Annotated in this window: 28 protein-coding genes and 1 tRNA gene; 8 read left to right on the top strand and 21 right to left on the bottom strand. The window is 68.2% G+C overall.

Annotation, left to right across the window (positions count from 1 at the left end; translation table 11 throughout):
* Window positions 1-38: 38 nt before the first annotated feature.
* Entirely contained in the window at window positions 39-2,015 is a 1,977-nt protein-coding gene (locus PIR02_11750) for an LPXTG cell wall anchor domain-containing protein (GenBank protein ID WZH35449.1), read from the top strand.
* A 390-nt stretch (window positions 2,016-2,405) separates the two neighbouring features.
* Here PIR02_11750 and PIR02_11755 read toward each other — a convergent pair.
* From PIR02_11755 to PIR02_11770, 4 genes are all read right to left on the bottom strand, one after another.
* Window positions 2,406-2,482: transfer RNA gene (locus tag PIR02_11755), tRNA-Pro, on the bottom strand.
* 125 nt (window positions 2,483-2,607) lie between these two features.
* Window positions 2,608-4,104 carry a hypothetical protein gene (locus PIR02_11760; protein ID WZH35450.1) on the bottom strand — a complete coding sequence of 499 codons (1,497 nt, stop codon included), beginning with the start codon at window positions 4,102-4,104 and terminating at the stop codon, window positions 2,608-2,610.
* A 114-nt stretch (window positions 4,105-4,218) separates the two neighbouring features.
* Entirely contained in the window at window positions 4,219-5,148 is a 930-nt protein-coding gene (locus PIR02_11765; GenBank protein ID WZH35451.1) for a metallophosphoesterase family protein, read from the bottom strand.
* A complete protein-coding gene (locus PIR02_11770) occupies window positions 5,139-7,859 on the bottom strand; it encodes a transglycosylase domain-containing protein (GenBank protein WZH35452.1) in 2,721 nt (906 codons plus the stop codon). Before PIR02_11770 ends, PIR02_11765 begins: the two co-directional genes overlap by 10 nt.
* Window positions 7,860-7,977: 118 nt before the next feature.
* Here PIR02_11770 and PIR02_11775 point away from each other — a divergent pair, with 118 nt between their 5' ends.
* A complete protein-coding gene (locus PIR02_11775; GenBank protein WZH35453.1) occupies window positions 7,978-8,196 on the top strand; it encodes a DUF4177 domain-containing protein in 219 nt (72 codons plus the stop codon).
* Complete coding sequence (locus PIR02_11780) at window positions 8,193-8,660, top strand: RidA family protein (GenBank protein WZH35454.1); 468 nt, start codon at window positions 8,193-8,195, stop codon at window positions 8,658-8,660. Before PIR02_11775 ends, PIR02_11780 begins: the two co-directional genes overlap by 4 nt.
* A 58-nt stretch (window positions 8,661-8,718) precedes the next feature.
* On the opposite strand, the gene PIR02_11785 is transcribed toward PIR02_11780, so the two are convergent.
* The 5 genes from PIR02_11785 to acs form a co-directional block, all read right to left on the bottom strand.
* On the bottom strand, window positions 8,719-9,894 hold the full coding sequence (locus tag PIR02_11785) for a bifunctional 2-methylcitrate synthase/citrate synthase (GenBank protein ID WZH35455.1): 1,176 nt from the start codon (window positions 9,892-9,894) through the stop codon (window positions 8,719-8,721).
* A 2-nt stretch (window positions 9,895-9,896) separates the two neighbouring features.
* On the bottom strand, window positions 9,897-10,799 hold the full coding sequence (gene prpB, locus PIR02_11790; protein ID WZH35456.1) for a methylisocitrate lyase: 903 nt from the start codon (window positions 10,797-10,799) through the stop codon (window positions 9,897-9,899).
* Window positions 10,799-12,325 (bottom strand): MmgE/PrpD family protein, encoded by a 1,527-nt coding sequence (locus PIR02_11795; protein ID WZH35457.1) that lies wholly within the window; start codon window positions 12,323-12,325, stop codon window positions 10,799-10,801. The genes prpB and PIR02_11795 overlap by 1 nt, the downstream gene beginning before the upstream one ends.
* The gene (locus tag PIR02_11800; GenBank protein ID WZH35458.1) at window positions 12,322-13,002 is read right to left on the bottom strand and encodes a GntR family transcriptional regulator; all 681 of its coding nucleotides are present in this window, start codon (window positions 13,000-13,002) and stop codon (window positions 12,322-12,324) included. The genes PIR02_11795 and PIR02_11800 overlap by 4 nt, the downstream gene beginning before the upstream one ends.
* Before the next feature lie 200 nt (window positions 13,003-13,202).
* Window positions 13,203-15,170 (bottom strand): acetate--CoA ligase, encoded by a 1,968-nt coding sequence (acs, locus tag PIR02_11805; protein ID WZH35459.1) that lies wholly within the window; start codon window positions 15,168-15,170, stop codon window positions 13,203-13,205.
* A gap of 435 nt (window positions 15,171-15,605) precedes the next feature.
* On the opposite strand from acs, the gene PIR02_11810 reads away from it, so the two are divergent.
* From PIR02_11810 to PIR02_11820, 3 genes are all read left to right on the top strand, one after another.
* Window positions 15,606-16,592: a TadA family conjugal transfer-associated ATPase gene (locus PIR02_11810; GenBank protein WZH35460.1), complete on the top strand. Its 987-nt coding sequence runs from the start codon at window positions 15,606-15,608 to the stop codon at window positions 16,590-16,592.
* A complete protein-coding gene (locus tag PIR02_11815; protein ID WZH35461.1) occupies window positions 16,589-17,497 on the top strand; it encodes a type II secretion system F family protein in 909 nt (302 codons plus the stop codon). The genes PIR02_11810 and PIR02_11815 overlap by 4 nt, the downstream gene beginning before the upstream one ends.
* A gap of 663 nt (window positions 17,498-18,160) precedes the next feature.
* Complete coding sequence (locus PIR02_11820) at window positions 18,161-18,502, top strand: hypothetical protein (protein ID WZH35462.1); 342 nt, start codon at window positions 18,161-18,163, stop codon at window positions 18,500-18,502.
* Window positions 18,503-18,575: 73 nt separating this feature from the next.
* On the opposite strand, the gene PIR02_11825 is transcribed toward PIR02_11820, so the two are convergent.
* From PIR02_11825 to PIR02_11870, 10 genes are read right to left on the bottom strand one after another with little or no spacing between them, the layout of a single operon-like run.
* Window positions 18,576-18,995 carry a hypothetical protein gene (locus PIR02_11825; protein ID WZH35463.1) on the bottom strand — a complete coding sequence of 140 codons (420 nt, stop codon included), beginning with the start codon at window positions 18,993-18,995 and terminating at the stop codon, window positions 18,576-18,578.
* A gap of 10 nt (window positions 18,996-19,005) precedes the next feature.
* Window positions 19,006-19,542 carry a hypothetical protein gene (locus tag PIR02_11830; protein WZH35464.1) on the bottom strand — a complete coding sequence of 179 codons (537 nt, stop codon included), beginning with the start codon at window positions 19,540-19,542 and terminating at the stop codon, window positions 19,006-19,008.
* 60 nt (window positions 19,543-19,602) lie between these two features.
* Window positions 19,603-19,800, bottom strand: a complete 198-nt coding sequence (locus PIR02_11835) for a hypothetical protein (GenBank protein ID WZH35465.1) — start codon at window positions 19,798-19,800, stop codon at window positions 19,603-19,605.
* Between the two features lie 46 nt (window positions 19,801-19,846).
* A complete protein-coding gene (locus PIR02_11840) occupies window positions 19,847-20,005 on the bottom strand; it encodes a hypothetical protein (GenBank protein WZH35466.1) in 159 nt (52 codons plus the stop codon).
* Window positions 20,005-20,322: a hypothetical protein gene (locus tag PIR02_11845; GenBank protein WZH35467.1), complete on the bottom strand. Its 318-nt coding sequence runs from the start codon at window positions 20,320-20,322 to the stop codon at window positions 20,005-20,007. Before PIR02_11845 ends, PIR02_11840 begins: the two co-directional genes overlap by 1 nt.
* Window positions 20,319-20,681 carry a hypothetical protein gene (locus tag PIR02_11850; GenBank protein WZH35468.1) on the bottom strand — a complete coding sequence of 121 codons (363 nt, stop codon included), beginning with the start codon at window positions 20,679-20,681 and terminating at the stop codon, window positions 20,319-20,321. The genes PIR02_11845 and PIR02_11850 overlap by 4 nt, the downstream gene beginning before the upstream one ends.
* Complete coding sequence (locus PIR02_11855; GenBank protein ID WZH35469.1) at window positions 20,678-20,881, bottom strand: hypothetical protein; 204 nt, start codon at window positions 20,879-20,881, stop codon at window positions 20,678-20,680. Before PIR02_11855 ends, PIR02_11850 begins: the two co-directional genes overlap by 4 nt.
* Window positions 20,878-21,603 carry a hypothetical protein gene (locus PIR02_11860; GenBank protein ID WZH35470.1) on the bottom strand — a complete coding sequence of 242 codons (726 nt, stop codon included), beginning with the start codon at window positions 21,601-21,603 and terminating at the stop codon, window positions 20,878-20,880. The genes PIR02_11855 and PIR02_11860 overlap by 4 nt, the downstream gene beginning before the upstream one ends.
* Window positions 21,600-22,985, bottom strand: a complete 1,386-nt coding sequence (locus tag PIR02_11865; GenBank protein WZH35471.1) for an AAA family ATPase — start codon at window positions 22,983-22,985, stop codon at window positions 21,600-21,602. The genes PIR02_11860 and PIR02_11865 overlap by 4 nt, the downstream gene beginning before the upstream one ends.
* Entirely contained in the window at window positions 22,982-23,449 is a 468-nt protein-coding gene (locus tag PIR02_11870; protein WZH35472.1) for a hypothetical protein, read from the bottom strand. The genes PIR02_11865 and PIR02_11870 overlap by 4 nt, the downstream gene beginning before the upstream one ends.
* A gap of 294 nt (window positions 23,450-23,743) precedes the next feature.
* On the opposite strand from PIR02_11870, the gene PIR02_11875 reads away from it, so the two are divergent.
* Window positions 23,744-23,950: a hypothetical protein gene (locus PIR02_11875; GenBank protein WZH35473.1), complete on the top strand. Its 207-nt coding sequence runs from the start codon at window positions 23,744-23,746 to the stop codon at window positions 23,948-23,950.
* A 413-nt stretch (window positions 23,951-24,363) separates the two neighbouring features.
* Here PIR02_11875 and PIR02_11880 read toward each other — a convergent pair whose 3' ends face one another.
* Window positions 24,364-24,582 (bottom strand): hypothetical protein, encoded by a 219-nt coding sequence (locus PIR02_11880; protein WZH35474.1) that lies wholly within the window; start codon window positions 24,580-24,582, stop codon window positions 24,364-24,366.
* Window positions 24,583-24,639: 57 nt separating this feature from the next.
* Between PIR02_11880 and PIR02_11885 the strand changes: the two genes are divergently transcribed.
* Window positions 24,640-25,143 (top strand): hypothetical protein, encoded by a 504-nt coding sequence (locus PIR02_11885; protein WZH35475.1) that lies wholly within the window; start codon window positions 24,640-24,642, stop codon window positions 25,141-25,143.
* On the opposite strand, the gene PIR02_11890 is transcribed toward PIR02_11885, so the two are convergent.
* Window positions 25,130-26,626 carry a recombinase family protein gene (locus PIR02_11890; protein WZH35476.1) on the bottom strand — a complete coding sequence of 499 codons (1,497 nt, stop codon included), beginning with the start codon at window positions 26,624-26,626 and terminating at the stop codon, window positions 25,130-25,132. The genes PIR02_11885 and PIR02_11890 overlap by 14 nt on opposite strands.
* Between the last annotated feature and the right edge of the window lie 24 nt (window positions 26,627-26,650).

Below are 26,650 nucleotides of genomic sequence, written 5' to 3' on the forward strand. Positions count from 1 at the left end.
TCGGTGTCTTTCCCATCAGAAACACATGAGATGAGCCGATGAAACGAAACATGAAGCGTGTGGGGTGGGCGAGCGCGTCCGCCGCGCTGGCGCTCGCTGCGACGGGGCTTATCGTCCCGACGGCGGCGTTCGCGGGTGACGCGGAGTCCATTGCTCCGACCTCCGGTCCGCAGTTCGACGCCACCGCCAAGGAACTCCTGAGCAGTGACCAGGTCAAGGTCGTCGGTGCCGACGGTCAGGGCCGCGTCGTCGTCTACACCACGACCGATGAGGCCAACCTCGAGGGCGAGCCCCAGCTCTTCGTCAAGGAGAACTCGAACGTCGTCGTGAAGAAGCTCGACGCCGCGCCGCAGAAGGCCGCCGCGACGGACGTCGTCGGTGGCTACGGCTACGCGGGTCTGTTCTCCGACGGTACCGGTGCGTTGTGCTCGGTCGGTTTCAGCGGGTTCACGCCTGCCGGTGCCCCCGCGGTCATCAGCGCCGGACACTGCACCGAAGACGGCGCTCTGAAGGACACGTTCCTCACCGAGCCCAGCTCCGACACCGCCGGCGGCGGCTCGCAGCCCAAGGTCACGTACCCGCTCGGCGAGTACGGCTTCTCGCAGTTCGGCGGACCGGGCAACACCCCCGGCTCGCAGAGCACCGACTCGGTCGACATCTCGGTGATCGACGTCACCAACGACGAGCTCGACCTCAAGCCCGAGGTCACCGACTGGACCAACACGTCCGACCTGTCGGCATCCACCTTCCCGATCCGCTCGGTCGGCGACGCTCAGCTCGGCGCCTTCTCGAAGTCGGGCCGCACCACCGGTTACACCGAGGGCACGATCGACGTCGTCAACGGCTGGCTGAACGTCGAGGGCCGTCTGGTCTACGGCTTCGGTGGCCCCATGACGGTCAACCAGGGTGACTCGGGTGGACCCCTCTGGCAGGGTGACACCGCGATCGGCGTCATGTCGGCTCTGTACGACATCGACGGCGTCCGTCACGCCTGGGGTGCAGACCTCAAGGCGGGCCTCGCGCTCACCGGTGGCTACACCGTCGAGGTGGAGGTCGGTACTCCCGCACTCACCAGCCCCGAGAACGGCGGCACGGTCGGCGTCGGAGGAAACATCTCCGGCACGGGCCAGGCGAACACCACCCTCGTGGTGACGCCGGAGTCCGGCGACCCGTTCGAACTCAGCATCGACGGATCGGGCAACTGGAGCTTCCCCGCTCCCGACAAGCTCGGTGACTACGCCTTCACGCTGCAGGCCAAGAGCGGCTTCAGCACCTCCAGCGTCGTCGAGGCGTCGGTGAAGGTCCTTCCCCAGGCTCCCGTGATCACGTCGCCCGCTGACGGCGCCGCGATCGAGTCGAAGATCACCAAGGTGACCGGTACCGGCCTCGCCGGCGCCACCGTGACCCTGACCGGTGACGTCAAGGGCACGGCTACGGTCGACGCCAACGGCAACTGGACCGTCGCCGCCGAGCGCGAAGAGGGCGCCTACAAGGTCACCGCCACGCAGCAGCGTGACGGGGTCACCTCGGCTTCCGCTTCCACCTCGTTCACGGTGATCCCCAAGAAGCCCGTCATCGACGGCATCGTCGACGGCAGCAGCTACTCGGGTTCGGCCATCCCCACCAAGGTGGCGGGTTCGGGCGAGACCGGCGCCGACATCACGGTGACCGTCAACGGCAACGAGGTCGGCAAGACCGAGGTCGAGGACGGCAAGTGGTCGGTCGCTCTCAAGGACGCGCTCGCACCCGGTGACTACACCGTCGTCGCCACGCAGACCGTGAACGGCCAGTCCAACAGCACCTCGGTGTCCTTCTCGGTCGCCGCTGCTCCCGGACCGTCGCCCTCGCCGTCGCCGAGCACGCCCGGCACCCCGAGCCCGACCCCGGGCCCGCAGGGCAACCTGCCCCAGACCGGTGCCAACGACCCGGCGCCGCTGGCGCTCGGTGCCGCTGTGCTGCTCCTGGGTGGCCTCGGAGCGGTCGGTTTCCGTCGCTTCCGCCGCGTGAACCGCTAAGCGCTCACACCTTCATCGCCCCCGTCATCGCACCCTCGTGGTGTGGTGGCGGGGGCGATGTCGTGGGGTCGACACGCGGGGAAGCTGCGAGGGGGAGTCACGGAGGGAACGGCCGGGTCGGATGCGCGGGGAGCCTCCGAGGTGCAGGTCGCGGAGGAGGTGGCCGGGTCGGACGCGCGGGGAGCCTCCCCGGGTGCGTGCCGCGGAGGAGGTGGCCGGGTCGCGCGCGGGATGGCCTTCTGAGGTGGGCCCACGCAGGAAGCGGCCACGTCGGCGCGCGATGGCGCCCGAGGCGCACCCCGGGACGCGCCCGTGCGCGTCGACGATCGCGCAACGAGAAAAGCCCCCCGCACGAGTGCGGAGGGCTTTCGTGCTCTCGAAGAGCGGTGGTGGTCGGGGTGACAGGATTTGAACCTGCGGCCTCGTCGTCCCGAACGACGCGCGCTACCAAGCTGCGCCACACCCCGTGGCCAACCCTGAAAGTCTACCCCGTCCGCGGACGTGCGCCCAATCGCGCTGCAACGCGGGTGTGTCGTCACGGTGGGGTCCGCGTTGCGATTGCCGTGTCCGAACCCCACCGTTGCCGGGCGAGCTAGGGCCGCCGCGGCGGACGGCGTCGCGTGAGGATCACCGCTCCGGTACCGAGGGCCAGGGCGAGCGCCGCGCCGACCGCGGCAGCCCCCGCCGAGGCCCCGTCGGACCCGGTGGCGGCGAGAGCGGCCGGAACCGGTGCGACGGGTGGAATCGTCGCGGCGGGTGTGGGAGGCGGGGTGGGCACGAGCGGGGGCGGTGGCGCGAACTGCTCGGTCTGCGACGGCGTCGCGAAGCGCTCCGTCCAGAAGTAGTCCACCGGAAGGTGCGGCGCGTTCGCGCCGTCCTGGGCGTCGCGGGAGATCCGCCAGACAGCGGTGTAGACCCCCGGTCCCGGCAGTGTGTCGGTCCAGACGACGCGGTAGGTGCCGGGACCGCGATCCGGTGCCGTCGTGAGCGCCAGCCGGCCCACGGGCGTCAGATTCGCCGGAACCTCGGGGGATTCTGCGGGGAACGCGCCGGTGCGGTACACGTCCGCCGTCGCGGCGAGCTGGACGAACGATCCATCCGGGTGGCGGGGCCACACGCCGTCGTCGACGAGGATGCTGACCTCGTCGACGAACTTCTCGTCCTCGATGCTCGCCACGGTGTGAATGCGCGGGCGGAACTGCACGGGACGGGCCGACGCATCCGACACCGAGAGATCGAATGACTGCGGGTCGGCGGGTCCGGCGGATTCCTGTTGTCCGGGGGTCGTGTAGAGGCGCACGGCGGCGGAACGGATCGTGAACGTCCCCGAGGCACGCACCGTGTACGGCCGTCCGTCACTCTCGCGGGGTCGTGGGGCGGAGATGGGATAGGTCACGCCGGCGCGAACATCCCGCCGCTCAGCCGATCCGGTGTCGGCGAAGACGGCGTTCTGGAGTCGGAGGACTCCCGTGGCGTCAGGGTCGACGTCGGCGATCAGATCGCCGCGGGTGGGGTCGGCTGCGTCGGTCGAGAGTGTCAGCGTTCCGCCGATACGGGGGACGCGGATCGCCGCCGCTTCGCCGAGGTACTGGCCGACGCGGACCTGGATGGCGGCACTGTTCTCGGGACTGGCGCGACGCATGATGTGGTCGATGGCCTCGTCGAGGGAGTCGCCCTCGTAGCCCCACGAGTGCAGGGTGGTGTCGCGATCGGCGATCGCCTTCACCGCCCATCCCACGCTCGCCGCCTGCACGGGGTCGTCGGTCTGACCGTAGGTGGACACGAGGTAGTTGATCGAGACGAGCTGTTGGTCGCTGAGGCCGCGGACGTCGGAGCTGACGCCGTGGTCCGTCGTTGCCCCCGTGGCGACCGGGAGCCCGGGGTGGATGCAATACGTGTGCACCTCGCCGACCCGCATGGAGCCGTGCCATCCGGTGGACGACAGCGGGGCCCAGGTGCCGAAGCCCGCCCCCCGGTCGGCGGCCGAGGCCGCGGGAGTGATGAGCGTCGTTGCCGCGGCGACGAGGGTCAGCACGGCGACAAGCGCGCGCCGTCGTCGGCGAGGTCGCGCGGAGCGAGAGTGATCCATTGGGGAGTCCCTTCGGTTGAGAGACTCGATCCTGCTCGCTCGGGATCGCTCGAAAACGCCGGAAGGAGCCGCTCCGTGGACGGAACGGCCCCTTCCGGGGATGTGGAGAAACGGTCAGCGAGGCAGCAGCGTGAGCAGCGTCGCTTCCGGACGGCAGGCGAACCTCACCGGGGCGTAGATGGAGTGCCCGAGTCCGGCACTCACGTTCAACGGCACCGTGCGTTCCCCGTGCGTCCACTGGCTCAATCCGCGCGCCTGCTCGAGGGGGATATCGCAGTTCGACACGAGGGCCTTGCGGCTGAACGGCACGCGAACCTGCCCGCCGTGCGTGTGCCCGGCCAGCAGGACGTCCGCGCCCAGATCGATGAACGTGTCGAGGGTTCGCCGATACGGCGCGTGCATCACGCCGAGGGTGAGGTCGGCGGCATCCAGAGTCTCGAGGACCGGCGGGATCTCGCCGGGGCGATCCCAGTTGCGGTGAGCGTCGTTCACGCCGAAGGCGGTGACGCGCAGCCCCTTCACCTCGAGCGACACCGCGGTGTCATCGAGGATGTTCCATCCGAGGTCGTCGGTGAAGAAGCGATCGAGGGCATCGACATCGAGGTGCTTGTGCGCGGGTACGTTCCCCGACGGACCGAGGAAGTAGCGGAGCGGATTGCGTGGCGTCGGTTCTTGGAAGTCGTTCGAGCCGTGTACGGCGAGCCCCGGGACCCCGCGCAGCGGAGCGAACGCGGTGCGGATGCCGGTGAGACCGTCGCGGTGACCGAGGTTGTCGCCGGTGTTGACGACGAGGTCGGGGGAGAGCTCGGCAAGCCGGGCCATCCACTCCTGTTTGCGGTGCTGCCACGGAGCCATGTGCGCATCCGAGACGTGCAGCACGCGCAGAGGCTCGGCACCCTTGGGCAAGACGCGGATGGCGTGATAGCGGACGGTGAACAGGTAGCGCTCGACGCCCACCCCCCACACCGCGGCCCCGACAGCGGCCGCCCCCGCGACCCCGAGGGGTGCGAGGGCGGCCGTCATTGCGGGACGCGTCACGGGCATTCCTTGGCGGCGATGCTCAGCGAGACCGGCGTGCTCTTGTTCGTGGCCGTTCCGGCGGCGGGGTTCGTCCCCGTCACACGTCCTTCCGCGGGAGCACTGCCGTCTCGTTCGCAGGAGCCGATCGAGATGTTCGTGAACCCGGCGGACTGCAGGGCGGAGCGGGCGGCGTTGACGTTGTTGCCCGACACGTCGGGCACCGTCCCACCCTGGCCGTTGCCGGGGCTGATCGTGATCGTGGACCCGGCCGGAGCCGTGCCGGCACCGGGGTTCTGTGCGGCGACACGGTCGCCACCCAGCTCCGAGTCGACGGGGGAGCCCACGGTCACGCTGAAGCCCGCGGACTCGAGCGTCGATCGGGCCTCGTCGATACTCCGGCCGACCACGTTCGGCAGGTCACGCTGGATCGTGCGCGTCAGGTTCGACGGCGGCGGCGGGAAAGCGTCCCCTCCGTAGAACTCGTCGGCGGCGCGCTGAGCGCCCTCGGCGATCGAGTACCTCATGTTCGAGAGCTGTTGCCCGTTCCAGTACTTGCCGAACAGGGTCTCGATGCCCTCCCAGTTGCCGACCCACACGGCGGTGGTGACGTTGGTCGAAGACTCGATCATCCACGTGTTCCAGCCCTCGTGGGTACCGGTCTTGCCGATCAGGGCGGTTCCGTCGAACGGGTTGGCTGCCTGTCCGGTTCCGCCGCCGGTCATGACGCCCTGCAGGGCGAAAGCGGCCGCGGCGGACACTTCGGGCGTCAGGGTGCCGGGCGTGCACTGGCGGTCGGGGATCGGACGCTCGGCACCGTCGCTGTCCGTCACCTTGTCGATGACCTTCGGCTGGCAGTGGGTGCCGCCGTTGGCGACGGTTGCGTAGGCTCCGGCCATCGCGATCGGTGAGACGTTGTCGTCACCGATGACGTTGTTGGCGACCCGCATCTCGATGTCGGTGCCGTCGCCACGGGTGACGCCGAGCTTCTTGGCGACCTTGGCGATGTCACACAGGTCGAGCTGCGCGGCCATGGCGAGGTAGCCGGTATTGAGCGAGTTCTTCGTGAAGGTCATCGGGGTGCCGTAGTAACCCGGGTCGGACGCGAAGTTGTTGATGATGGTGCTGCCCCCGTTGATCCAGTCGCCGTAGCACGAGTTCTTCATGTTCGGCACCGGACGCAGACGACCGTTGAGGTTCTCGTTGAGCGAGTGGCCCTTCTCCAGCCAGTCCACGAGCGTGAAGAGCTTGAAGGTCGATCCGGCGTTGAAGCCGATGGAACCGCCGTTGTCTTTATCTCCCGCGAACACGATGGAGTTGTATGCGGGATCGGACTCCGCCTGCGTCGGGTCCTGCGTGAACTTCGTGTTCTGCGCGATACCGAGGATGCGGCCGGTCTTGGCCTCCATGCTGACGGCGGTCGAGCCGAACTTCATGCCGTCGTAGCTCTGCGGCGCGTTCTCGTTCATGGCGGTCTGCGCGGCATCCTGGATGCGCCAGTCGAGCGTGGTCTGGATGGTCAGACCGTCTTGGCGGAGCGCGCGGACGCGGTCATCGACCTCGGTGCCGAAGGCGGGGTCGTTCAGGATCGTCGAGACGACGTACTGGCAGAAGTACGGCGCCCCCGAATTCGCACAGCCCTGGTCGGTCTCGGTGATCTGCGGCGTGATCGGCTCGATCGCTGCGGCGACGTATTGCTCGTGCGTGATCTTGCCGTCGATCTCCATACGACTGAGGACATACAGCTGACGTCCCTTGGTCTCGCTATAGCCGTCAGCGGCGTTGACGAGTTGCTCCTGCGTGATCTCGCCGTTGTCGCGGAGGGTGTACAGAGCCTGGATGGTGCTCTGGTCGACGTCGTCGATCGAGCCGTCGGGCGCCTTGTTCAAGGTCGTGCCGTCGTCGTAGACGATCGATCCGCCCTCGCGGTCGATGCGGAAGCGGTTGGGGTTCTGCACCATGCCCGCGAGGATCGCCGACTGCCCGACGTTCAGCTGCGCGGCGGGAACGTTGAAGTAGTACTTCGCCGCGGCGTCGATGCCGTACGTCACCCCCCCGAAGTTCGCGATGTTCAGGTACCCGAGGAGGATCTGGTCCTTCGTGTACTGCTTCTCGAGCTGGATGGCGTAGCGCATCTCCTGCAGCTTGCGCTGGTAGCCCTCGACGCCGTCGGCCTGGATGGCCTGGAGAGCGCACGCCTGCAGGGCTTCGTCGCGCGTCTGGGCGGGAACGGCGGGAGTGGTGTCGGTCGCTTCGACGGCGTCCGTCGCCTTGGCGTCGCGCTCGCAGCGCTGGACGAGCACGTTCTTGACGTATTGCTGGCTGATGGAGGAGCCACCCTGGGTCTCGCCACCCGAGGCGTTGCTGAGCAGCGCGCGAGTGGTACCGATGAGGTCGACGCCACCGTGCTGGTAGTACCGCGGGTCCTCGGACGAGAGGATCGCGTCGTACATCACGGGGTTCACCTGATCGAAGGTGACGGGCGAGCGGTTCTGGTCGTAGAACTTCGCGAGCACCCGGTCGCCGGCCATGAGCGTGGTCGGCAGCATGAGCGCGTCAGGCTGCAGGTAGCTCGGCATGTTGTCGAAGATCGTGATGGCGCTGCTGGCGGCGGCACCGGACACGGCGATCGCCGGCGTGACGGCGGCGGTCATCAGAACACCCGCGGCCGTGCTCAGACCGACGAGGCCGAGGATGCCGCCGAGCGCACCGCTAGCCGTACGTTTGTTCTCAGGCATAGGGTTGATGCTAAGCGACGTTGCTGGGCGATGCCTTGATGGCGTGCGCTCGCGCGCGTACGCGTTTCGGTCGCGCACATTCGGTGCGCGGCATCCGAGCCACCTCCGGGAGCTGCGAATGACCACGTGGGAGTACCTCACCACGCCGCTGTTGATCCACAACACCGCGGCGATCCTCAACAACTGGGGAAAGCAGGGGTGGGAGCTCGTGCAGGTCGTTCCCGGGCCGGAGGGGGGCCTCGTCGCGTACTTCAAGCGTCCGACCGGCGGCGGAACCGCGAACGCCGGTCTGGGTGCCGCCGAGGCGGCCGCGCGCCAGTTCGAGGGTCAGCAGTGAGCGTCGCGGAGCGCCTCGCCGCGCTGGGCGTCGAGATCCCTTCCGTCGTCCCCCCGGTTGCTGCTTACATCCCCGCCAAGCGCCACGGCGATCTCGTCTACACCTCGGGTCAGCTGCCGATGGTGCAGGGTGCGCTCCCGGCGACGGGCAAGGTCGGTGAGGCCGACGGTCTCGTGAGCCCCGCGGATGCCAAGACCTACGCGCGCCAGTGCGCGCTCAACGCCATCGCGGCCGCCGCCGCCCTCGTCGGCGGTGTGGAGAACATCACCGGCGTTCTCAAGCTCACCGGGTTCGTGGCATCCGTTCCCGCGTTCACCGGCCAGCCGGGTGTGATCAACGGGGCGAGCGAGTTCCTGGGCGAGGTCTTCGGGGAGGCCGGGGCGCACGCCCGTTCGGCCGTCGGCGTGCCCGTGCTGCCGCTGGACAGCCCCGTCGAGGTCGAGGTCGTCTTCACCGTCGCGTGACGTCGTCGGAGAATGCAGAAGGGGCGGGCTCCGGTCGGGAGCCCGCCCCTTCTGCGCGTCAGGAGGCTTCTTCCTGTCGGGTCGCCGCCGCCAGGTCGGCTTCGGATGCGACGTAGCCCTGGACGTGTCGCTCGTCGACGCCGTTGTACGCGGAGAGCGGGCGGATGAGAGCGTTGGATGCCGTCTGCTCGACGATGTGCGCCGTCCAGCCCGTCACGCGCGCGGCGACGAAGAGCGGCGTGAACGTCGGAGTGTCGAAACCGATGAGGTGGTACGCCGGGCCCGACGGATAGTCGAGGTTGGGGTATATGCCCTTGCGTGAGACGAACGCGGTCTCGAGTTCCTCGTAGAGCGCGGCGAGCTCGGCGGCGTCGTAGTGGGCGACCAGGGTGTCGAGGGCCGCTTTCATCGTGGGGACGCGCGAGTCCCCCTTCTTGTAGACGCGATGTCCGAAGCCCATGATCTTGCGCTTGTTCGCGAGGGCGTCGTCGAGCCATGCGGTGACACGGTCGGCTGAGCCGATCTCGTCGAAGATGTGCATGACGGCCTCGTTCGCGCCGCCGTGCAGGGCGCCTTTGAGAGCGCCGATCGCTCCGACCACCGCGGAGTACAGGTCGGCGGTCGTCGATGTGATGACGCGCGCGGTGAAGGTCGACGCGTTGAAGGAGTGTTCCGCGTACAGGATCATCGACACGGTGAAGGCGTCGGCGACCACGTCGGCCGGTTCTTCGCCGAACGTCATCCAGAGGAAGTTCCGCGAATAGTCGAGGTCGGCACGAGGGGGGACGAGATCCTGCCCGCGCCGACGTCGCTGGTCGTAGGCCACCATCGCGGGGATCTTCGCGAACAGCAGCTTCGCCTTGGCGAGGTCGGCCGCGGGGGAGTTGTCGGCGACATCGCCCGCGGCGGCGCCCCGTGCCGACACGGCGGTGCGGAGGACGTCCATCGGGTGGGCGTCGAGCGGGAGCAGGTCGATCACGGTCTTGACGTCGGCATCGAGGTCGCGGTGGGCCCGCTCGAACGCCTCGAACTCCGCTCGCTCGTCGTCGCTCGGCAGTTCGCCGTTCCACAGCAGCAGCGCAACCGCCTCGAAGGACTGGGTCGCCGCCAACTCCTGCACGGGGTACCCGCGATACAGGAGCGAGTTGGTGTCGGGATTGACCTTGCTGACGGCGGTGTAGTCCACCGTGACGCCGGCGAGGCCCTTCTTGATGTCGTCCTGGGTGTCGGCCATGCTCACTCCTTCGTGATGGTGAAGTCGAAGATGTTCGTGTCGAAGCGGTTGTACTGCTCGTAGTCGATCAGGTCGTAGAGGTCTGCGCGATGCTGCATCTGCCCGAGCTGGCTGCTGAGGTGGCCCTCGTCCTGCAGCACATCGAGGGCGCGGTCGGCGGCGCCCATCGCGAGGCGCAGGAGCGAGACGGGCCAGATGACGATGTTCACGCCGACATCGCGCAGGTCGTCGACGCTGAACAGGTCGCTTTTTCCGAACTCGGTCATGTTGGCGAGGATCGGCACATCGACCGCTGCCCGCACCGCCTCGAACTCGGCGAGCGTCCGCATGGCCTCGGGGAAGACGGCATCCGCTCCAGCGTCCACGAGCTGCCGCGCGCGGTCGATCGCGGCATCCAGTCCATCGACGGCACGGATGTCGGTCCGCGCCATGATGAGGAAATTGTCGTCGCGCCGGGCGTCGACCGCCGCGCGGATGCGCTTGACGGCCGTGTCGGCGTCGACGACCGCTTTCCCATCGAGATGGCCGCATCGCTTCGGGTTGATCTGGTCTTCGATATGGCAGCCGGCCAGGCCCGCGTCTTCGAGGGTCTGAATGGTGCGCGCGACGTTCATCGGCTCTCCGAAGCCGGTGTCGGCGTCGATGATCGCGGGCAGCTCGGTCATCCTGGCGATCTGCTGCCCGCGCCCGGCGACCTCGGTGAGCGTCGTCAGTCCGATGTCGGGCAGGCCCAGGTCGGCGCTCAGGACGGCGCCCGAGATGTACACGCCCTCGAAGCCCTTGCGTTCGATGAGCCGGGCCGACAGCGGATTGAACGCGCCGGGGAAGCGGAGGAGTTCACCGGAGGCCAGCCGTTCGCGCAGGACGCGGCGCTTCTCCGCGGGGGAGGTGGTCGCGTACAGCATCAGAAGAGTCCCTTGGGGGCGGGTGCGGATGCCAGGACGCCGGGCTTGGCGACGATGTTCAGCTGCATGACTTCGGCGGGGGTGAGCTCGGGGAGGCGCGCTGCGAGGGTGAGGAACCGGTCGATCTCCTCCGGGAGGAGCACGGGTTCGGCGAGGGTACGGAACTTGCGGATGTAGTCCTCGCGGGTGAAGGGGCGGGCGCCCAGGGGGTGGGCGTCGGCGACGGCGATCTGATCTTCGACGGTCGACCCGTCGGTGAGGGTGATGACCACGCGCCCGCCGAAGGCCTTCTCGTTCGGGTCGTCGGAGTGGTACCGGCGGGTCCATTCGGGGTCTTCGGCGGTGGTGACCTTGTGCCAGAGGGCGACGGTGTCTTCGCGGGCGGCGCGGGTGGGGGCGTAGGAGTGGACGTGGTGCCACCCGCCGTCCTGCAACGCGACGGCGAAGATGTACGGGATGGAGTGATCCAACGTCTCCCGGCTGGCGGTGGGGTCGTACTTCTGCGGGTCGTTCGCGCCGGAGCCGATCACGTAGTGGGTGTGGTGGCTGGTGTGCAGGACGATGGAGGCGATGTTCGCCGGGTCGGTCAGATCGGGGCGTTCGTGATGGAGCTTGCGGGCGAGATCGATCCACGCCTGCGCCTGATACTCCGCCGAATGCTCCTTCGTGTAGGAGTCGAGGATGCCGCGCTTGGGCTCGCCGTCGCCGGGGAGGGGAACGTCGTATGAGGCGTCGGGGCCGTCGAGCAGCCACGCGATGACCCCGTCCTCCCCCTCGTAGATGGGTGACGGGCTGGTCTCACCCCGCATGGCACGGTCGACCGCCTCGATCGCCATCTTCCCCGCGAAGGCGGGGGCGTGCGCCTTCCAGGTGGAGATCTCGCCCTTGCGGGACTGACGGGTGGCGGTGGTGGTGTGCAGGGCCTGCCCGATGGCCTGGTAAATGGTCTCCTGGTCGAGGTCGAGCAGGGTTCCGAGGCCGGCGGCCGCGGAGGGGCCGAGGTGGGCCACGTGATCGATCTTGTGCTTGTGCAGGCTGATCGCCCGGACCAGGTCGATCTGGATCTCATACGCCGTGGCGAGGGCGCGGACGACGGCGGCGCCGTCGCGGCCGGTGTGCTGGGCGACGGCGAGGATCGGGGGGATGTTGTCCCCGGGGTGGGAGTACTCCGCCGCCAGGAACGTGTCGTGGTAGTCGAGCTCGCGGACCGCGACACCGTTCGCCCACGCCGCCCACTCGGGGCTCGATCGCCGCTCCAGCAGGCATCCGAACACGGTCGCGCCCGACCCTCCGATCGACACCGCATGATCCAACGCCTGCTGCCGCGCCGCGCTCACCGGCCGTCGTGAGAGCGACGCCGCCGCGACCGCCGCGTTGTCGATCACCCGATTGATGATCATGTCGACCACATCGTCGTCGACCTCCACCGGATCGACGGCGACCCGCGCCAACGACCACGCGAGCTGACCCTCGCGAGCCAGATTCTCCTCGCTGCGGTGCGTGCGAACGTGATGCGTGATCGTCATGATCTTCTCTTTCGGCCGGTGAGCTGCGCGGTGAGCGCGGCGGTGGGGGAGGCCTCGATGGAATCGAGGATGCTGGTGAGCGCGTGGTGCAGATGGACGTGCACGGCGTGCGCCGCGAGGTCGCCGTCTCCCGCCGCGATCGCCGCGGCGATCAGGCGATGTTCGGCTACGGACGCCGCGAGCCGCTCGGGCTGGTAGCGCGCGAGGCGACGCACCCGGACGAGGTGGGTGCGGATGACCTGCAGCGCGCTGACGAGATAGTCGTTGTCGGTGGCGGCATCGAGCTCGGCATCGAACTCGGCGATGAGAGAGTAGTACGCGTCGCGCGCGGCGTCGCCATCGAGGTCCGCTGACGCGAAGGCATCCGCTATCCGCGCGAACGTCGGCGCCGAGGGAGATGCCGCAGCGAGTCGCGCCGCCGTCTCCTCGAGCGCACGCCGCACCGTGAAGAGCGCGCGGATGTCGTCGCTCTTCACGTCGGTGACGACGGTCACCCGGGGCGATGACTGGGTGACGAGCCCGTCCGACGCCAGCCGCGCCAGGGCGGCGCGGAGCGGAGTCCGGCTGACGCCGAGTCGCGCCGATTGCTCGACCTCGCCGAGCACGGTGCCGGGGGCCAGAACGCCCGTCTGGATCTCGTCCAGGAGGGTCGTGTAGGCGATATCGCTCGCACGCATGGCACGCCTCCTCACCTTCGCTGGCGAATTCGAGTGTATACGCAAGGGGGTCCGTGCGGCCTCGAACTGTGCATGGGGAGCGGCAGCGTATACATAAGACGAACCGGGATGTTCCGTCACGACGACCGAGGTGCACGCGAACGCCGAAGGTCCCGGATGCCGAGAGGGCTGGCATCCGGGACCTTCCACGACACGCGGGGCTACTTCACCTGGGCGCTGATCACGCTCATGACCGCGGTGTCCGCGAGGGTGGTGGTGTCGCCGACCTCTCGACCCTCCGCCACGTCCCGCAGAAGTCGGCGCATGATCTTGCCCGAGCGCGTCTTCGGGAGCTCACCGACGATGTAGACGTCACGGGGGCGCGCGATCGGGCCGATCTGCTCGCCGACCCACTTGCGCAGCTCATCTCCGAGCCCCTCGACGGGATGCTGCTTCAGGTAGCTGCTCTTGATGATGACGAAGGCCACGACCGCCTGACCGGTCGTCTCGTCGGAGGCGCCCACGACCGCGGATTCGGCGACGCCCTCGTGCCCGACGAGCGCCGACTCGATCTCCGCCGTCGACAGGCGGTGACCCGAGACGTTCATCACGTCGTCGACCCGGCCCAGGAGCCAGACGTCGCCGTCTTCGTCGAGACGCGCGCCGTCACCGGCGAAGTAGTACCCCTTGTCGGCGAACTTCTCCCAGTAGGTCTCGCGATAGCGGTCGGGGTCGCCCCAGATGCCACGCAGCATGCTCGGCCACGGTTCCGTGATCACGAGGAGGCCGCCGCTGCCGTTTCCGACCGGCTCGCCCTTGTCGTCGACCACGGCGATCGAGATCCCGGGGATGGGCACCTGGGCGGAGCCGGGCTTGGTCTCGGTGACACCGGGCAGCGCGGAGATCATGATGGCCCCGGTCTCGGTCTGCCACCAGGTGTCGACGATGGGTGTCTCGTCGGCGCCGATGATCTCGCGGTACCAGACCCAGGCCTCGGGGTTGATCGGCTCCCCCACAGAGCCGAGCAGGCGGAGGGACGACAGGTCGAACTTCTGCGGCACATCGCGCCCGATCTTCATGAACGAGCGGATCGCGGTGGGCGCGGTGTAGAAGATCGTCACGCCGTGCTTCTCGATGAGCTCCCACCACCGGCCGGGGTGCGGGGTGTCGGGGGTGCCCTCGTACAGCACCTGCGTGGCGCCGTTGGCGAGGGGGCCGTAGGCGACGTACGTGTGCCCGGTGATCCACCCGATGTCGGCGGTGCACCAGTAGACGTCGGTCTCGGGGTGCACGTCGTGCACGACCCGGTTCGTGAAGGCGGCCTGGGTGAGGTAGCCGCCCGAGGTGTGGAGGATGCCCTTCGGCTTCCCGGTCGTGCCGGAGGTGTAGAGGATGAACAGCGGTGTCTCGGCTGGGAAGGCTTCGGCCTCGTGCTCGGCGGAAGCGTGCGGCACCACGTCGTGGTACCAGAGGTCGCGCCCCTCGACCCAGTCCACCTCGTTCTCTCCGCGACGGACGACGACGACGTGCTCCACCGTCTCCTGCTCGCCGGAGCCGTTGCGGTCGGCGAGAGCCTGGTCGACCGCCGGCTTGAGCGGAGACACCTTGCCCTTGCGCCACCCGCCATCCGCCGTGATCACGACCTTGGCCCCCGCGTCATCGATGCGGGCGCGCAGGCTGTCGGCCGAGAAACCGCCGAACACGACCGAGTGGACGGCGCCGATCCGGGCGACGGCGAGCATGGACGCGATGGCCTCGGGGATCATCGGCAGGTACAGGGCGACGCGGTCGCCGCGCTCGACACCCAGATTGGTGAGGACGTTCGCGAGGCGCTTCACCTCGTCGGTGAGCTCGGCGTACGTGACGTCGCGCTGGTCGCCCGGCTCGCCCTCCCAACGCAGCGCGATGCGGTCGCCGTTGCCGGCTTCCACGTGGCGGTCGAGGCAGTTGTAGGCGACGTTCAGCTCGCCGTCGGCGAACCACTCCGCGAACGGGGGATTCGACCAGTCGAGCACCCGTGTGAAGGGGGTGTGCCAGTGCAGTTCCCGCGCCTGGTCGGCCCAGAATCCCTCGCGATCGGCGGCCGCGCGCTCGTAGAGCGCGGCGTCGGCGACGGCCTCGGAGGCGAAGCGCGCCGAGGGGGCGAAACGTCGGGTCTCGTTGAGGAGATGGTCGATCTGGCTGCTCATCGCAACGCTCCTTCGCGGTCCGGGGGATGCCGCGTCCTCGCGAGCATCGTCACCGTGACGACCGTAGCGAGGGCCTCCGACACCCGGCCACCTCCGATAGTTGGCATCCGCTTATCGCGAAACAGGTGATATATCGCAATGAATGGATGCGTCGCGAGTTGGCTCAGCCCTCGCTGACGCGTAATCTAGGGACGCCCGAACATCGCTTCCGGCACCGCGTCGGTGGGAGCCCCCCAATTTTCACCGGCGCGTGGCGGCATCCCTCGCCCCCCACTGACGGGATGCCGCCCCCTCCTTTTTCTGCCCCGTCCAGCGTCGGACGTCGACGGCACAGTCTCTTCGACTCTTCTCCCCACGGGGTGGATTCACCGGTCCGTCCACGGATCGCCTCGCCCGAGCGACGAAGATCCCCGTGGTCTCTCTACGGTCGTCGGCATGTCGTCCGTCCTCCCCTTCCGGCCCCCGGCCGCTCGCCTCCCCGGCTCTTCGACGTGGGCCGACCCGGCGCTGGCGTTCCTGCGCCCCTTTCTCGACGACCCGACCATCACAGACCTCTTCGTCAACGGCGAGGAGGGACTCTTCGTCGACCGGGGGAGCGGGACCGAGCGTGTCGTCTCATGGAGCGCCGACGAGAGCGCCGTGCGTCGCCTGGCCGTGCGCCTCATCGCCCTCGGCGGTCGCCATCTCGACGACGCGTCGCCGTGCGTGGACGTGCGGCTCGAGCGTGGCATCCGAGTGCACGCCGTTCTCTCTCCTGTGTCGGCCCGCGGCACGGCTGTATCGATTCGTGTGCCGCGGTGGGACGCACCGGACCTGGCGCGTCTGGAAACGACGGGGATGATCACCGCGCGAGGCCGGGTTCGTCTCGATGAGCTGGTCGACAGCCGGTCGAACGTGCTCATCACCGGTTCCACGGGTGCGGGGAAGACGACCCTGCTCAGCGCTCTCCTCTCTCGCGTCCCACAGGACGAACGCATCATCACGATCGAGGAGGTGGCGGAGCTCCGCCCCGCGCATCCGCACCACGTCGCCCTGGAAGCGCGCCAGCCCAACCTCGAAGGCGCGGGCGGCATCGGACTCGCCCGCCTCGTGCGGGAGGCGTTGCGGATGCGTCCCGACCGCCTGATCCTCGGGGAGTGCCGGGGAGAGGAGCTGCGCGAACTTCTCCTGGCGTTGAACACCGGCCACGACGGAGGGGCGGGCACCCTTCACGCACGCAGCCTCCTCGACGTCCCGGCGCGCCTCGAGGCGCTGGGAGCGCTCGCGGGGATGGATGCCGTTGCCCTCGGGCGGCAGGTGGAGAGCGGTCTGGACGTCGTCATCCACGTCGAGCGGACGGCGGCGGGCCGACGTGTCGCCGGCATCGGACGGCCCATCCTTCGCGGCGGGCGTCTCGCGATCGAGCCGGAGCCCTGGACGTGATCGTTCGGAACGCCCGCCGGCGCCCTCGCGGCCCGGACCCGCTCGAGACGATCCTTCGCCTCGCCGTCTTGATGTCGGCCGGCCTCGGCGCCGCCGCTGCGTGGCGGCACCTCGCCGATGACGGCGGAGGGGTGGTGCGCGAGGCCGCGGACGCCGCAACCGCGGGAGACGACGTCGCCTCCGTCCTCCGACGAAGAGGCGACGGGTGGCTCGACGTCGCTGCTGTCTGGGCGGTGGCGGTCGCGGTCGGGGCGCCGCTGGCCGACACCCTCCGAGAGATGGGGACGACCCTGCGTGAGGCAAGGGACATCGCCGATGACGTGCGGGTCTCGCTCGCGGAACCCCTTGCGACCGCGCGTCTGTTGGCCGGACTTCCGCTGGTGGGGGTCCCCCTCGGAATGGCCCTCGGGTTCGACACGGTCAGGGTGCTGACCACCGACCCGATCGGCCGGTGTTGCCTCGGTGCGGGGCTGGCGCTGGTGACGGTGGCTCGCGTCTGGTCTCGACGACTGGCGCGGCGAGCCACGCCGTCGGCGGAGATCCCCGGGATGACCGCCGACCTCTTCGCCGTGGCGCTCTCCGCGGGAGCGTCGATCGAGCGCGCGCGTGCCCTCATCCGCGGGCAGCGGGACGACGGATCCCCCTTCGAAGACGACGATGACATGCGTCGCGTCGAAGCGACTCTCGACCTCTCGGTACGCGCCGGCGTCCCCGCGGGCGAGCTTCTGCGCGGTGATGCGTGGCTCGCCCGACGCTCGGCGCGCGCGAAGGGACGCGAGGCGGCGGCGACGCTGTCCACGCGCCTGCTCCTGCCGCTGGGCGCGTGCACGCTCCCCGCTTTCCTCCTCCTCGCCGTCGCTCCGCTCATGATCGGAGTCCTCCGCTCGGGGGTATCCCCGCTCTGACTCGATTCTTCCTTTCCGCTCCCACTCCCTATGAAAGAGGTCCCTCATGTCCTTCCCGCGTCGTCTCCTTCCTTCCCGCTCCGTCTCTCGCGCTGCCGACGGCACGACCCGCCTTCCACCGCTCACCACCCACCGCGCCGGCGCTCTGTTCCTCGACGATCGGGGGGCCGCGACGGCGGAGTACGCGATCGCGACGATGGCCACTGTTGCCGAGATAAGGCAGACCCAAGGCCCAGTGAGAGCTGCAACCACTCCTCTTATATCCGAACGTCGTTCACAGGTGGCGCTCCCTGTAAAGATGATGCCGAACGCTCGGTTTACCCCCATACTGATCAAGTAACGTGACCGCTACTCACCACCACGGAGGGGTCGTTGCCCAATCCGCCGAAGCGCCTTCGCGCGTGGGTCGAGCTTGCCAAACAGGAGGGCTGGACGTATGACGAAACAAAAGAGGGTCATCCCCGGTTGAATCCCCCGCAGGGGTTGATCGATCCCGGATACGACAGGCCGGCCAAACCCGCGGTCTTTAGCAAGACCCCGTCGGACGGTCGAGGAGACGCTAACACCGTCTCCCACCTACGCCGCAATGGCGTTCCTATCCCGCACAAGGGACAGAAAAAGTAGACAGAAGGAATCCCGAAAATGACTAGCTTCACTGTGGACGTGACCACCGCACCCGTCGTCGACGACGACTGGTCGGTCCATTACGCCGCGATCGACGCTGTTCCCGGTGCCTTCCTCGTTGCGGATGAGGAAGAGCCGCACATCATTTTTCCGGTTGACGCTGACTCCCCGCTCAAGGCGGCGACCTTTGTTGAAGGACTGTCGCAGGTCGTTGGTTTCGAGGTGCTCAGCGGAACTGTTGAGCTGACGCCCGACATCGACTTTGATATGCCCGAGGACGACGCCCCCGCAGCGGAGCCGACCAGGACGACCACCGCCGTTCGCGAGTGGCTCGATGCCATCCCGCCGATGCGCGCCTCGGGTTCGCTCGCAATCGCCTAGAAGAACGGGTGGCTCGAGGGGGCGTCGCGGAACTGTTCCGCGACGCCCCTTCTCATGCTCGCGGGTGGGTGCTCTAGCCGAGCTTCACCCCTAGGGCCGTGCGTGCCTCCACGATGTACGCGCGGCGGGCCTCGATTCGAGCAACGCTCGTACGGCGACTCTCGCCCCGATAGTTGCCGTCTACGTAGACCGCGTCGTGAAACCTGGTCGCTGCCTCGTAGAGCTTGTCCGGCCCGAGCAATTGGCATATCGCTACCGCACGCCTGATCTCTTCCAGTGCGTCTGCGTCCACGGGGTCTTCGGGTGCTTTTGCGATTAGCAACCCCATCATTCGGTCGGTTGCAAGAAGTTGATCGGTGTAGGCCCGCAGGCGTTCCGCTCGGAGCCAACGCGCCATTTCTCCTCGACGCTGTATGGACGCTCCGAGGAGACCGGCGAGGATCGTGAGCACGACTCCCGCGAGGGGAAGCAACGCCGCAAGCGAGGGGTCCACAACTGGGACTCTAGCGTTCGACCTCTCGCAGGAATCGGGAGATAGGCGCATCCAGACGGAGAGAGCGGGCAAGAAGCGGGTGACCTCCCACGCCAGGTGTGTGGATCGCGATGACCAAATCCAAGGCCACATCGGTCTCCTCGCTTTGCCTCATCCATCGGGTCAGCGGAACGTGCTCGGTGGTTCTGCGATCGAGCGCTGCCTCCGCGCGTACGTAGGCAGCGAGAGCGGCCGTGAAACCCGCGGCATCACCGTCCTTCGCAAGCTCCGCGACGCTCCCATCCGCCTTGGCGAGCGCGACCTCGGCCTCAAAGATGCGCCGCTCCCGCTCCTCCTCCCGCTGCGCGGTAAGGCGCTCGGCGCGCTTCGCGTCGTAGGACCGCACGCGGGCTTTCAGCGTCGCCGGGTGTAAGCGACGGCCTAGCCCTCCATCCTCGATCGGTTGCGCTGAGAGGTCGCTCGCTGCCTGTCGATCGCCGCGGGCGTAGAGGTGCGCCCAGCGCTCTTCGATGAGCACCCGGGCGACGAGCTCGTGGCGAGCATTCATGCTGTCTCCTACCGAAAGCGCCCCGCCGGCCGAGGCTAGCGGGGCGCTCTGTCTCTGCGCTCAGGTACGGACGAGCAGATGCACCGTCGTGAGGTGCCCCGCGGCCTGGCTGTAGCTGCTGGCAATGTTCTCGATGCTCACGCCGTGCGAGTTGGTCGCGGACGAATTGACGGCCTTCGCCGCCGCCAGCTTGACGGCGTCGAGGTCGACGGCATTCTGGGGCTGAGGAACGGTCTGGACGTTCGTCGTAAGGGGCATGTTTTCTCCTTCGTTGGGGTGGGTTTCTCGGGGGCTTAGACGCCGGTCAGCGACGGGGCGTCTGCACGCGGACGTGCACGCGGCGATGGCTCCGCGCCGCCTCTGCCGCCTGGCCGGCGTTGGTGAAGGGACCGGCGACGTATCCGCACCGATCGCAGGCGACGAGGTCGCCGGTGTCGGTGCTCTTGTCGACGCGACAGGACATCAGCGCGCGAAGCCCTCGCGGATGAGGCGCCGCTTCCGCTCGCGCTCCGTCTCCTCGCCGGGATCAATGTCGAGCGCCGCGCGAGACTGCCGCACGGACGACGACTCGCCGTTGCGAGGCGCCCCCGCGCGGATCGCCATCGCCGCCTGACGCTCGGATGTGGACGCGCTGCCGTTGTCGCCGTCGTCGAGGTCAACCTCGGGCGTGCGCCCGGTCGCCATGTCCGCCTGACGCTGCGACGTGCTGCGACGAGCCGCCAGCGCGTCGAGAAGCTGCGCCTCGCGCTTGAGGAGCTTCCGCTCTTCCCTTGTGGTCATCGTCGTGCTCCTGTCTGCTGAGGCTGGGTGAGTCGGGTGTGGGCGACGTTCGCCCAAGGGAAATGCACAGTCCCCCACTTGATCGAGGGGTGCAGCGCGGGACCGGAGTCCCCGAGCGTGATCCCTCGCTTGTCGGTGCCGGTCAGCGTGCCGACCGTCTGCATTCCGTCGCGAGGCGTCGCCACCACCTCCCGGCCGATCCAGTCGTCGATCATCTGTCGTCCTTCCTCGGTGCGGCGGATGCCGCGATAGGCCGTCGCAAGCGCCTCCCAGCGCTGCGCATCGGCATTGTCGATCTCGCCCCGGACAGCGGCGACCACAGCGGCCCGCCAGACGTCGAAAGGGGTAGGTGCGGTCATCGTTCGGCCTCGCGCGTACTGGCCGCACGCGTGGCGCGTAGGGAGGCGACGTCGACCAGCACACCGAGCAACGCGATCGTGTCGCCCTCTCGGCGCTCGAGGACGTCGACCGCTTGCCGCGTGATCTCGTCGTAGAGCTCGTCGAGGGTCCACGAGCGGCTATCGGGTTCGCCGAAGTCGCGGTCGATGGGGGTGCTCACCCCTCGACTCCCGCACTGCTTTTGATCGCCGCCTTACGTTCCGCTGCCTGCTCGTCGGCGCGCGCGATCCACCGAGCGAGCCAACCGAGCGACCGCTCGAGCTCGCCAGCGGCGACACTCGCGAGCACGTTCGGGTAGCCGCTGTCGTCGAAGTCGTCAGACGCCTCCCGCGGCGCCGCATTCGCCGGGACGGGCATGCCAACGGCGAGCTCGGAGGCACCCGCCATGACGGCGAGAGCGGCGTCCAGCCGCGTCTGGGCACCTCGCGTCATTTCGAGCGCCGTCGAGAGACGGAGCGAGCAATCGGTTGCCTGGTCGCGGGCGACCTTGCGGAGCGCGTCGAGGTTCTCGCTGAGCGCGGTCTGGTAATCGGCGTGCGAGCGGCTGAGAAAGCTGCTTGCGGACAGCGTCTCAAGCTCGAGATCCTTGAGCGCCTGGGTTACGGTCGCCTTCTTCTCGCGACTGGCAGCCACGTCGAAGCGCTCTCCCGCGGCCCCCGCGACGATCGCCTCGGCCTGAGCGAGCTCGTCGAAACGCTCGACGGCGACGCGGGCCGAGTCGCGGCGGCGCTTGACGTCGTCATAGGCGTCCAGCGCCTCGACGACGGCTGCGCGCGCCTTCTCGATGGCGGGGACACCCGAGCCCCGAATGAGCGCCACACGGGTGTACCCGTAGCCCTGGGCGGGGGTGTAGCCGACATTGTCGATCGTCATACCAGTCATGCGGTCTTCTCCTCTGTGGTGATGGGGTAGGTCTTGATCTGGCGCGGCATGGAGAGCCACGTACTCCGGCCCTTGATGCTGCTGCTGAGGCGACGGGACGAGATGAGGTCGCCGACGTAGGTCTGTGCCGTGCTTCTGCCGCCAGCGACGCCCCACTCGACGAGGTCGTTGACGAACTCCGTGCGGGTGACGCCGTCGTCGCCGTAGGCGCGTCGGAAGTGTGCGAGCGCTTCCTCGATGCGCGCCGCCTGGATGCCCGAAGGCTCACCGTCTCCGGGGGCGATCGCCTCGAGGATGAGAGTGTCGTGTTCCTCGACCGGCTTCGCTCGGAGGCGGGTGATCTCGCCCTCGGCGCCGTCTTTCTGTTTGATTGCCGAGAGCGTCAGCATCCCCGCCTCGCCCTCGAGCTTGAGCATCGTGTCGACGTTGCCCTCAAGGGCGCTCGAGCCTCGGTAGTCGCCCGATTTCCCGCTGTGGTGAACGAGCAGGACAGTCGTGTTGCCGTCCCCTGCACGCTTGATGCGCTCGGCGGCGCTGGTGACTCGTGTCATGGCCGTGGCGTCGTTCTCTTCGGCTCCGCCCGCGACCTTGACGAGGGTGTCGAGGATGACGAACCGGAAGCCGCGCTCAGCGACGAGCTCCACGAGCTCCTCGACGTCGCCGTCGCTCGTGAGGTTGATGGGGGCCGGGTAGATGAAGAAGTCCGGGATCGGCTTGCCCTTGTTGAACCGCCAGGCGAGGGCTGCTATGCGCTTCTGCATGCCGGCGACGCCCTCGGCCGCGACGTACAGGACCGGACCAGGATCGACCGGGCGACCTGCCCACGAATGCCCGAGAGCGACACACGCCGCCATCCACAACGCGAGAAACGTCTTGAACGTCGCGGGAGGCGCGTAGAGCATCGCGACGGTGTCGAGATTGAGGACACCGGGCACGAGGGGGCGAAGCGGCGGGCGATCCATGAGCGCCCCGAAGTCGAGCAATTGCTCTGCGAGCGGGGGGCGATCGTTGCCCTCGTCCTTGAGTTCCTGCCGGATCAGCGCCTCACGCCGCAGATAGGCCTTCCGCTCCTCGTACTCGAGCGCCTCCATGAGCTTGTTGGGCGGGGTCAGAGTCGTGATCTGACGTTGGAGCGCACCGAGCCGGTAGCCCCGCTTTGCCGCGCGTTTGGCGTCACGGAGTTGGTCGCCATCCGTCGCCGGAGATGCGCTCACGATGCGTCGGCAAACTTCGCGCCCCTCGATGTACTCGCTCGGAACGCGCATAGCCGCCGCTTTCGCCGCCGCCTCAATGCGTAGGGGGTCGGCGGTGTCTCGGATTCCGTCGAGGATCGCGAGGAACTCTGCTTCCACGTCCGAACGCGGGCGCGGGACGAGCGTCATGCGCGACCCTCGCGGAGGAGGATCTCGGCGAGGGTGGCCTCGGCCGCTTCACGCTCGCGCTGGTGCTGATCGGCGCGGCGGCGGTCCATTGTCTCCGCCGCCGAGAGACGGGCGATCTCCGCCTCATAGTAGGCGACACGCTCGTCTGTGCTCGTGAGAGCCGTCGGGAGCTTGCTCGCGGCGCGCTGGGCGGTCTCCGCGGTGACGGCCTGCGCATAGCGGAACGCGATCCGGCGCCGCTCTGTGCTCGTCGCCTTCGCCGGGATCACGCCTGCCGCATCGGCTGCGGCGAGCCAGTGGGCCTCAACGTCGGGGTCGGTGAATCGGTCGGGCTTGCGACCGAGCTCCTCGCGTACGGTTGGCGGCAGACCAGCGGCGACGCGAGCGGCGCGATGCGCGGCCCAGCGGGACTCCATGCCGCGCCGCCCCTGCTCGGCGCGAGCGCGTCGCTCCTGCTCGTTCATCGGACAGCCGTCGAAGGCTTGAGAAGGAGCGCGAGACGAGCACGAGCCGCGTCAGACAATGGCGGGGCCTGCGCAGCGATCGCTTGCGCGACGCCAACACGCGATTTCGACGTCTCTTCGTCCGTCTTGTCAGCCACAGCTGGTCCTTTCGACCACTGCGCGGTGCGTCGGGGGCGATCCCCTAGCGCCGTTCGATTAGCTGACCTCATCACTATGACACATGCGATAGGGGTTGTCTAGAAGTGCCGCTGACCTGGTATTTAGTGAGTAGCGAAATAGCGCTAGGCTCGCGCCATGTTCAACGATGGCGACACCCTACGGACCCCCGACGGCCAGAGCGGGCGCATCGCGTCACCGCAGACGGGGCAGCGCGCCGAGCTCTTCGGATTTGGTGGACAAGCACCGTCGGCGCGCGTCTACACGGTGATCCTCGCGAGCGGCAAAGTCGAGCGTTGGACAGAGGAGGCGCTGTCGAAGGTGACGGAAGCTGAGGCGGGGTGATCCCGCGAACACCCCGGCGCCCCTACCGTCGACTTTCAACCCAGCTTCCTACGTCTTGGTCCAGGTCCCAGGCCCCTTATAGGGGGGCCTGTCCGGGATGGACGGTTGGGACAATCGAGACGATCTGGACGAACCCTCGATCTGCCGCGTAAATACGCGGTTCTCATCCGTCGCATGTCGATCGAGACGATCGGGACGAGGGTTTCGCGCGGCGTTGTGTCCAGGTCGCAAATCTGGACGAACTTCGCACCGAGACGCCGTCCGTCGCCTATGTCTCGCGCACGACGCAAATTGTGGCGACCCCGCCGCGTCTCGTCGCAATCTCGGCCGAGAGCGCGAGCTAAAGTCGGCCGTCGCCAGCCACTTAGTTAGATCGGTCGGGTACGCCGGATAAGCAACCGCGCCCGCTGTCGCTATTGGAGCGGACCCCGAAGGGCCTCAAGTCCGAACGCGGCAAAGATGCGGACCTCTCCACCGTCGAGGAGGACGGGGTAGGCAATGACGATTCGGCTTCGACCTGTCGGCCCCGGGTAGCGGTACTCGAGACGTCCCGAACCGCTGCCGTACGCCTCGAGAACCGTGCCGATCTGGCCGTCGTGGGTGCTGACTGTGTCGCCGGGGCTGAGCTCCATGTCGCCAGCGTAGGCGGCATCCGAAGCCGCTGCCGAGGTCGTCGCTATGCTCGCGACATGACTACGCGGATGACGGTCGCTCTCTCGGTGCTCACGCTCGGCCTCGCTATAGCCGCGCTCGCCGGACTGCCGGCCCTCATCGAGAATCGGGAGGTCGGCGACGTCGTCGTGATCGTCGGTTTTGCCGTGGCGATCGTTGGCGTTCTCCTCGTCATTCTCGCTGTACCCGGACAACGCCGAGAGACCGGAAAGCTCAAGTCAAACGACGCGATCGAGCTCGCGAAGCTCGGGGCCGAACGTCGTCGCCTCGCCAGCACCGCACGCCAGACAGAGCGTGCGATTGATGAAGTCGGCTGGGGTGATGCCGCCCCGGAGGGCATGAGGTTGAAGACCGCGCTCATCGAGCTAGAGGCGGCGTTGGAGGTGAACGCGGCGGAATTCAGGCGTTACGGGATCGAGGATCCTGACGAAAGAGCGACGTTGGGCGAACAGGCTCGGCAAGCTGGCGGCAAGAAACGCCGCTCCGCCCGTCGGCGCGTCTACGGGTCTAATGCCAGATGAAGTCAACAGTCTTGGCCATCGCCTCGTCGCTCATGTTGCGACGGTTGCCCTGACCGACGCTGTGCACGACGACAACCGCTAGAGCCTCGAGGATGGCCCGCTTTCGCCCCAACGTGAGCGCGTCCCAGGTCGCGGCGACGTCCGCGGCGCCGACGACGTCGGACAGCGCGTCGATATCAGCTCCCGACCGAAGCTTCTCATCGAGCTCTGCGATGCGCGCGTTCGCCCGCTTCGTCAGTCGCACGCGCTCGGCGCGGTCGATCAAGCCATCCATCTCATCGTCGCCCGCTTGCCTGATCGTGGTCGTCAGTCGCTCCCGCTCGGCGCGAAGCGCATCGGCGTCGCCCCTCTCGCGATCGTTGAGGAGGTCGACCGCGTCGGGTCGAGCGAGCCGCGCGACGATGACCCGCTCGACGAAGCTATCGAGCGGGTCACCCCGTCGCATGAAGTGCGCCATTGAGGCGCAGCGGTAGCTATGTACGCCCTTCTCGCCGCCTCCTGCGCGGATGGGCGTTCGACATACACCGCACACCGCCAGGCCCGACAGGAACCATCGTCGCGAGGGACCGGGCGACGTTTTGCGCTCCGGGTGCTCGAGGCGAGCCTTCGCCGCCTCCCACTCCTCGACGGTCACGATCGGCTTCCAGCGCCCCGGCGTCGTCGTGCCCCGCGTGAGGGCGCGCTGGTCGTACTTCTCCGCCGCCTCAAGCGGCATCCGCGCGCAGTAGTAGGGCGACATCAGCATCCGCCGCAGCGTAGTCGGTGTGAACGGCACGCCCTCGGGGTGGCTCTTTGTCGGGACGGTCCGGCGCCCGCGCTGATTCAGGTCGCGGGCGATCGACCCGAGCGGCACGCCGGCCAGAAAGGCGCTGTAGACCTCACGGACGTCAGCCGCCCGGTCGTTGTCGCGCTCGGACGGCGTTCCTGGCTCGCCCTTCGGCCCGTCCAGGACATAGGCGTCTCCGTCGCCCCTGTCCTTCGTCGGGACCCACCGATAGCCGTAGGGCACACGACCCGAGGTCGGGATACCTCCGTTCTCACGGGCGCGTCGCGCGTTGTTCGCGTTGACGCGGCGCTCGGCCTTGATCTCGACCTCGGCGCGGGCGACAGAGGTCAGGAGGTTCGCCATGAGTCGCCCGTTCACCGTCGTGAGGTCGATGTTCTCGTCGATGGTCACCACGGCGACGCGCGCCGCGGAGAACGCCTCAAGAGCCGAGAGCGAGCGCCCCAGGCGGTCGAGCTTGCGCACGATGAGCACGTCGAAGCGACCGGCGCGCGCGTCGTCGAGCATCCGGGAGAACGACGTGCCGGCCTCACGCGCCTTGTATCCGCTGACGTTGTTATCGCTGTAGACCTCGACCACGTCGAAGCCTTTCGCGGACGCGAGATCGCGACAACGCGCGATCTGATCGGCGAGGAGTTCATCGGCAGCGACGGACTGCCGCGCGTAAATGGCGGCACGCGTTTCTGGCTTCGTGGTCACGAGGTTAAGTCTGCCCCAACACGA

Origin of the sequence: Microbacterium enclense, assembly GCA_038182865.1 — a bacterium.
GTDB classification, from domain to species: domain Bacteria; phylum Actinomycetota; class Actinomycetes; order Actinomycetales; family Microbacteriaceae; genus Microbacterium; species Microbacterium enclense_B.

Coding starts and splice junctions, on each gene's coding strand:
- PIR02_11750 (WZH35449.1), top strand. CDS start 39: ATGAAACGAAACATGAAGCGTGTGGGGTGGGCGAGCGCGTCCGCCGCG.
- PIR02_11760 (WZH35450.1), bottom strand. CDS start 4,104: ATGGATCACTCTCGCTCCGCGCGACCTCGCCGACGACGGCGCGCGCTT.
- PIR02_11765 (WZH35451.1), bottom strand. CDS start 5,148: ATGCCCGTGACGCGTCCCGCAATGACGGCCGCCCTCGCACCCCTCGGG.
- PIR02_11770 (WZH35452.1), bottom strand. CDS start 7,859: ATGCCTGAGAACAAACGTACGGCTAGCGGTGCGCTCGGCGGCATCCTC.
- PIR02_11775 (WZH35453.1), top strand. CDS start 7,978: ATGACCACGTGGGAGTACCTCACCACGCCGCTGTTGATCCACAACACC.
- PIR02_11785 (WZH35455.1), bottom strand. CDS start 9,894: ATGGCCGACACCCAGGACGACATCAAGAAGGGCCTCGCCGGCGTCACG.
- prpB (WZH35456.1), bottom strand. CDS start 10,799: ATGCTGTACGCGACCACCTCCCCCGCGGAGAAGCGCCGCGTCCTGCGC.
- PIR02_11795 (WZH35457.1), bottom strand. CDS start 12,325: ATGACGATCACGCATCACGTTCGCACGCACCGCAGCGAGGAGAATCTG.
- PIR02_11800 (WZH35458.1), bottom strand. CDS start 13,002: ATGCGTGCGAGCGATATCGCCTACACGACCCTCCTGGACGAGATCCAG.
- acs (WZH35459.1), bottom strand. CDS start 15,170: ATGAGCAGCCAGATCGACCATCTCCTCAACGAGACCCGACGTTTCGCC.
- PIR02_11810 (WZH35460.1), top strand. CDS start 15,606: ATGTCGTCCGTCCTCCCCTTCCGGCCCCCGGCCGCTCGCCTCCCCGGC.
- PIR02_11830 (WZH35464.1), bottom strand. CDS start 19,542: ATGAATGCTCGCCACGAGCTCGTCGCCCGGGTGCTCATCGAAGAGCGC.
- PIR02_11835 (WZH35465.1), bottom strand. CDS start 19,800: ATGCCCCTTACGACGAACGTCCAGACCGTTCCTCAGCCCCAGAATGCC.
- PIR02_11840 (WZH35466.1), bottom strand. CDS start 20,005: ATGTCCTGTCGCGTCGACAAGAGCACCGACACCGGCGACCTCGTCGCC.
- PIR02_11845 (WZH35467.1), bottom strand. CDS start 20,322: ATGACCACAAGGGAAGAGCGGAAGCTCCTCAAGCGCGAGGCGCAGCTT.
- PIR02_11850 (WZH35468.1), bottom strand. CDS start 20,681: ATGACCGCACCTACCCCTTTCGACGTCTGGCGGGCCGCTGTGGTCGCC.
- PIR02_11860 (WZH35470.1), bottom strand. CDS start 21,603: ATGACTGGTATGACGATCGACAATGTCGGCTACACCCCCGCCCAGGGC.
- PIR02_11865 (WZH35471.1), bottom strand. CDS start 22,985: ATGACGCTCGTCCCGCGCCCGCGTTCGGACGTGGAAGCAGAGTTCCTC.
- PIR02_11870 (WZH35472.1), bottom strand. CDS start 23,449: ATGAACGAGCAGGAGCGACGCGCTCGCGCCGAGCAGGGGCGGCGCGGC.
- PIR02_11875 (WZH35473.1), top strand. CDS start 23,744: ATGTTCAACGATGGCGACACCCTACGGACCCCCGACGGCCAGAGCGGG.
- PIR02_11880 (WZH35474.1), bottom strand. CDS start 24,582: ATGGAGCTCAGCCCCGGCGACACAGTCAGCACCCACGACGGCCAGATC.
- PIR02_11885 (WZH35475.1), top strand. CDS start 24,640: ATGACTACGCGGATGACGGTCGCTCTCTCGGTGCTCACGCTCGGCCTC.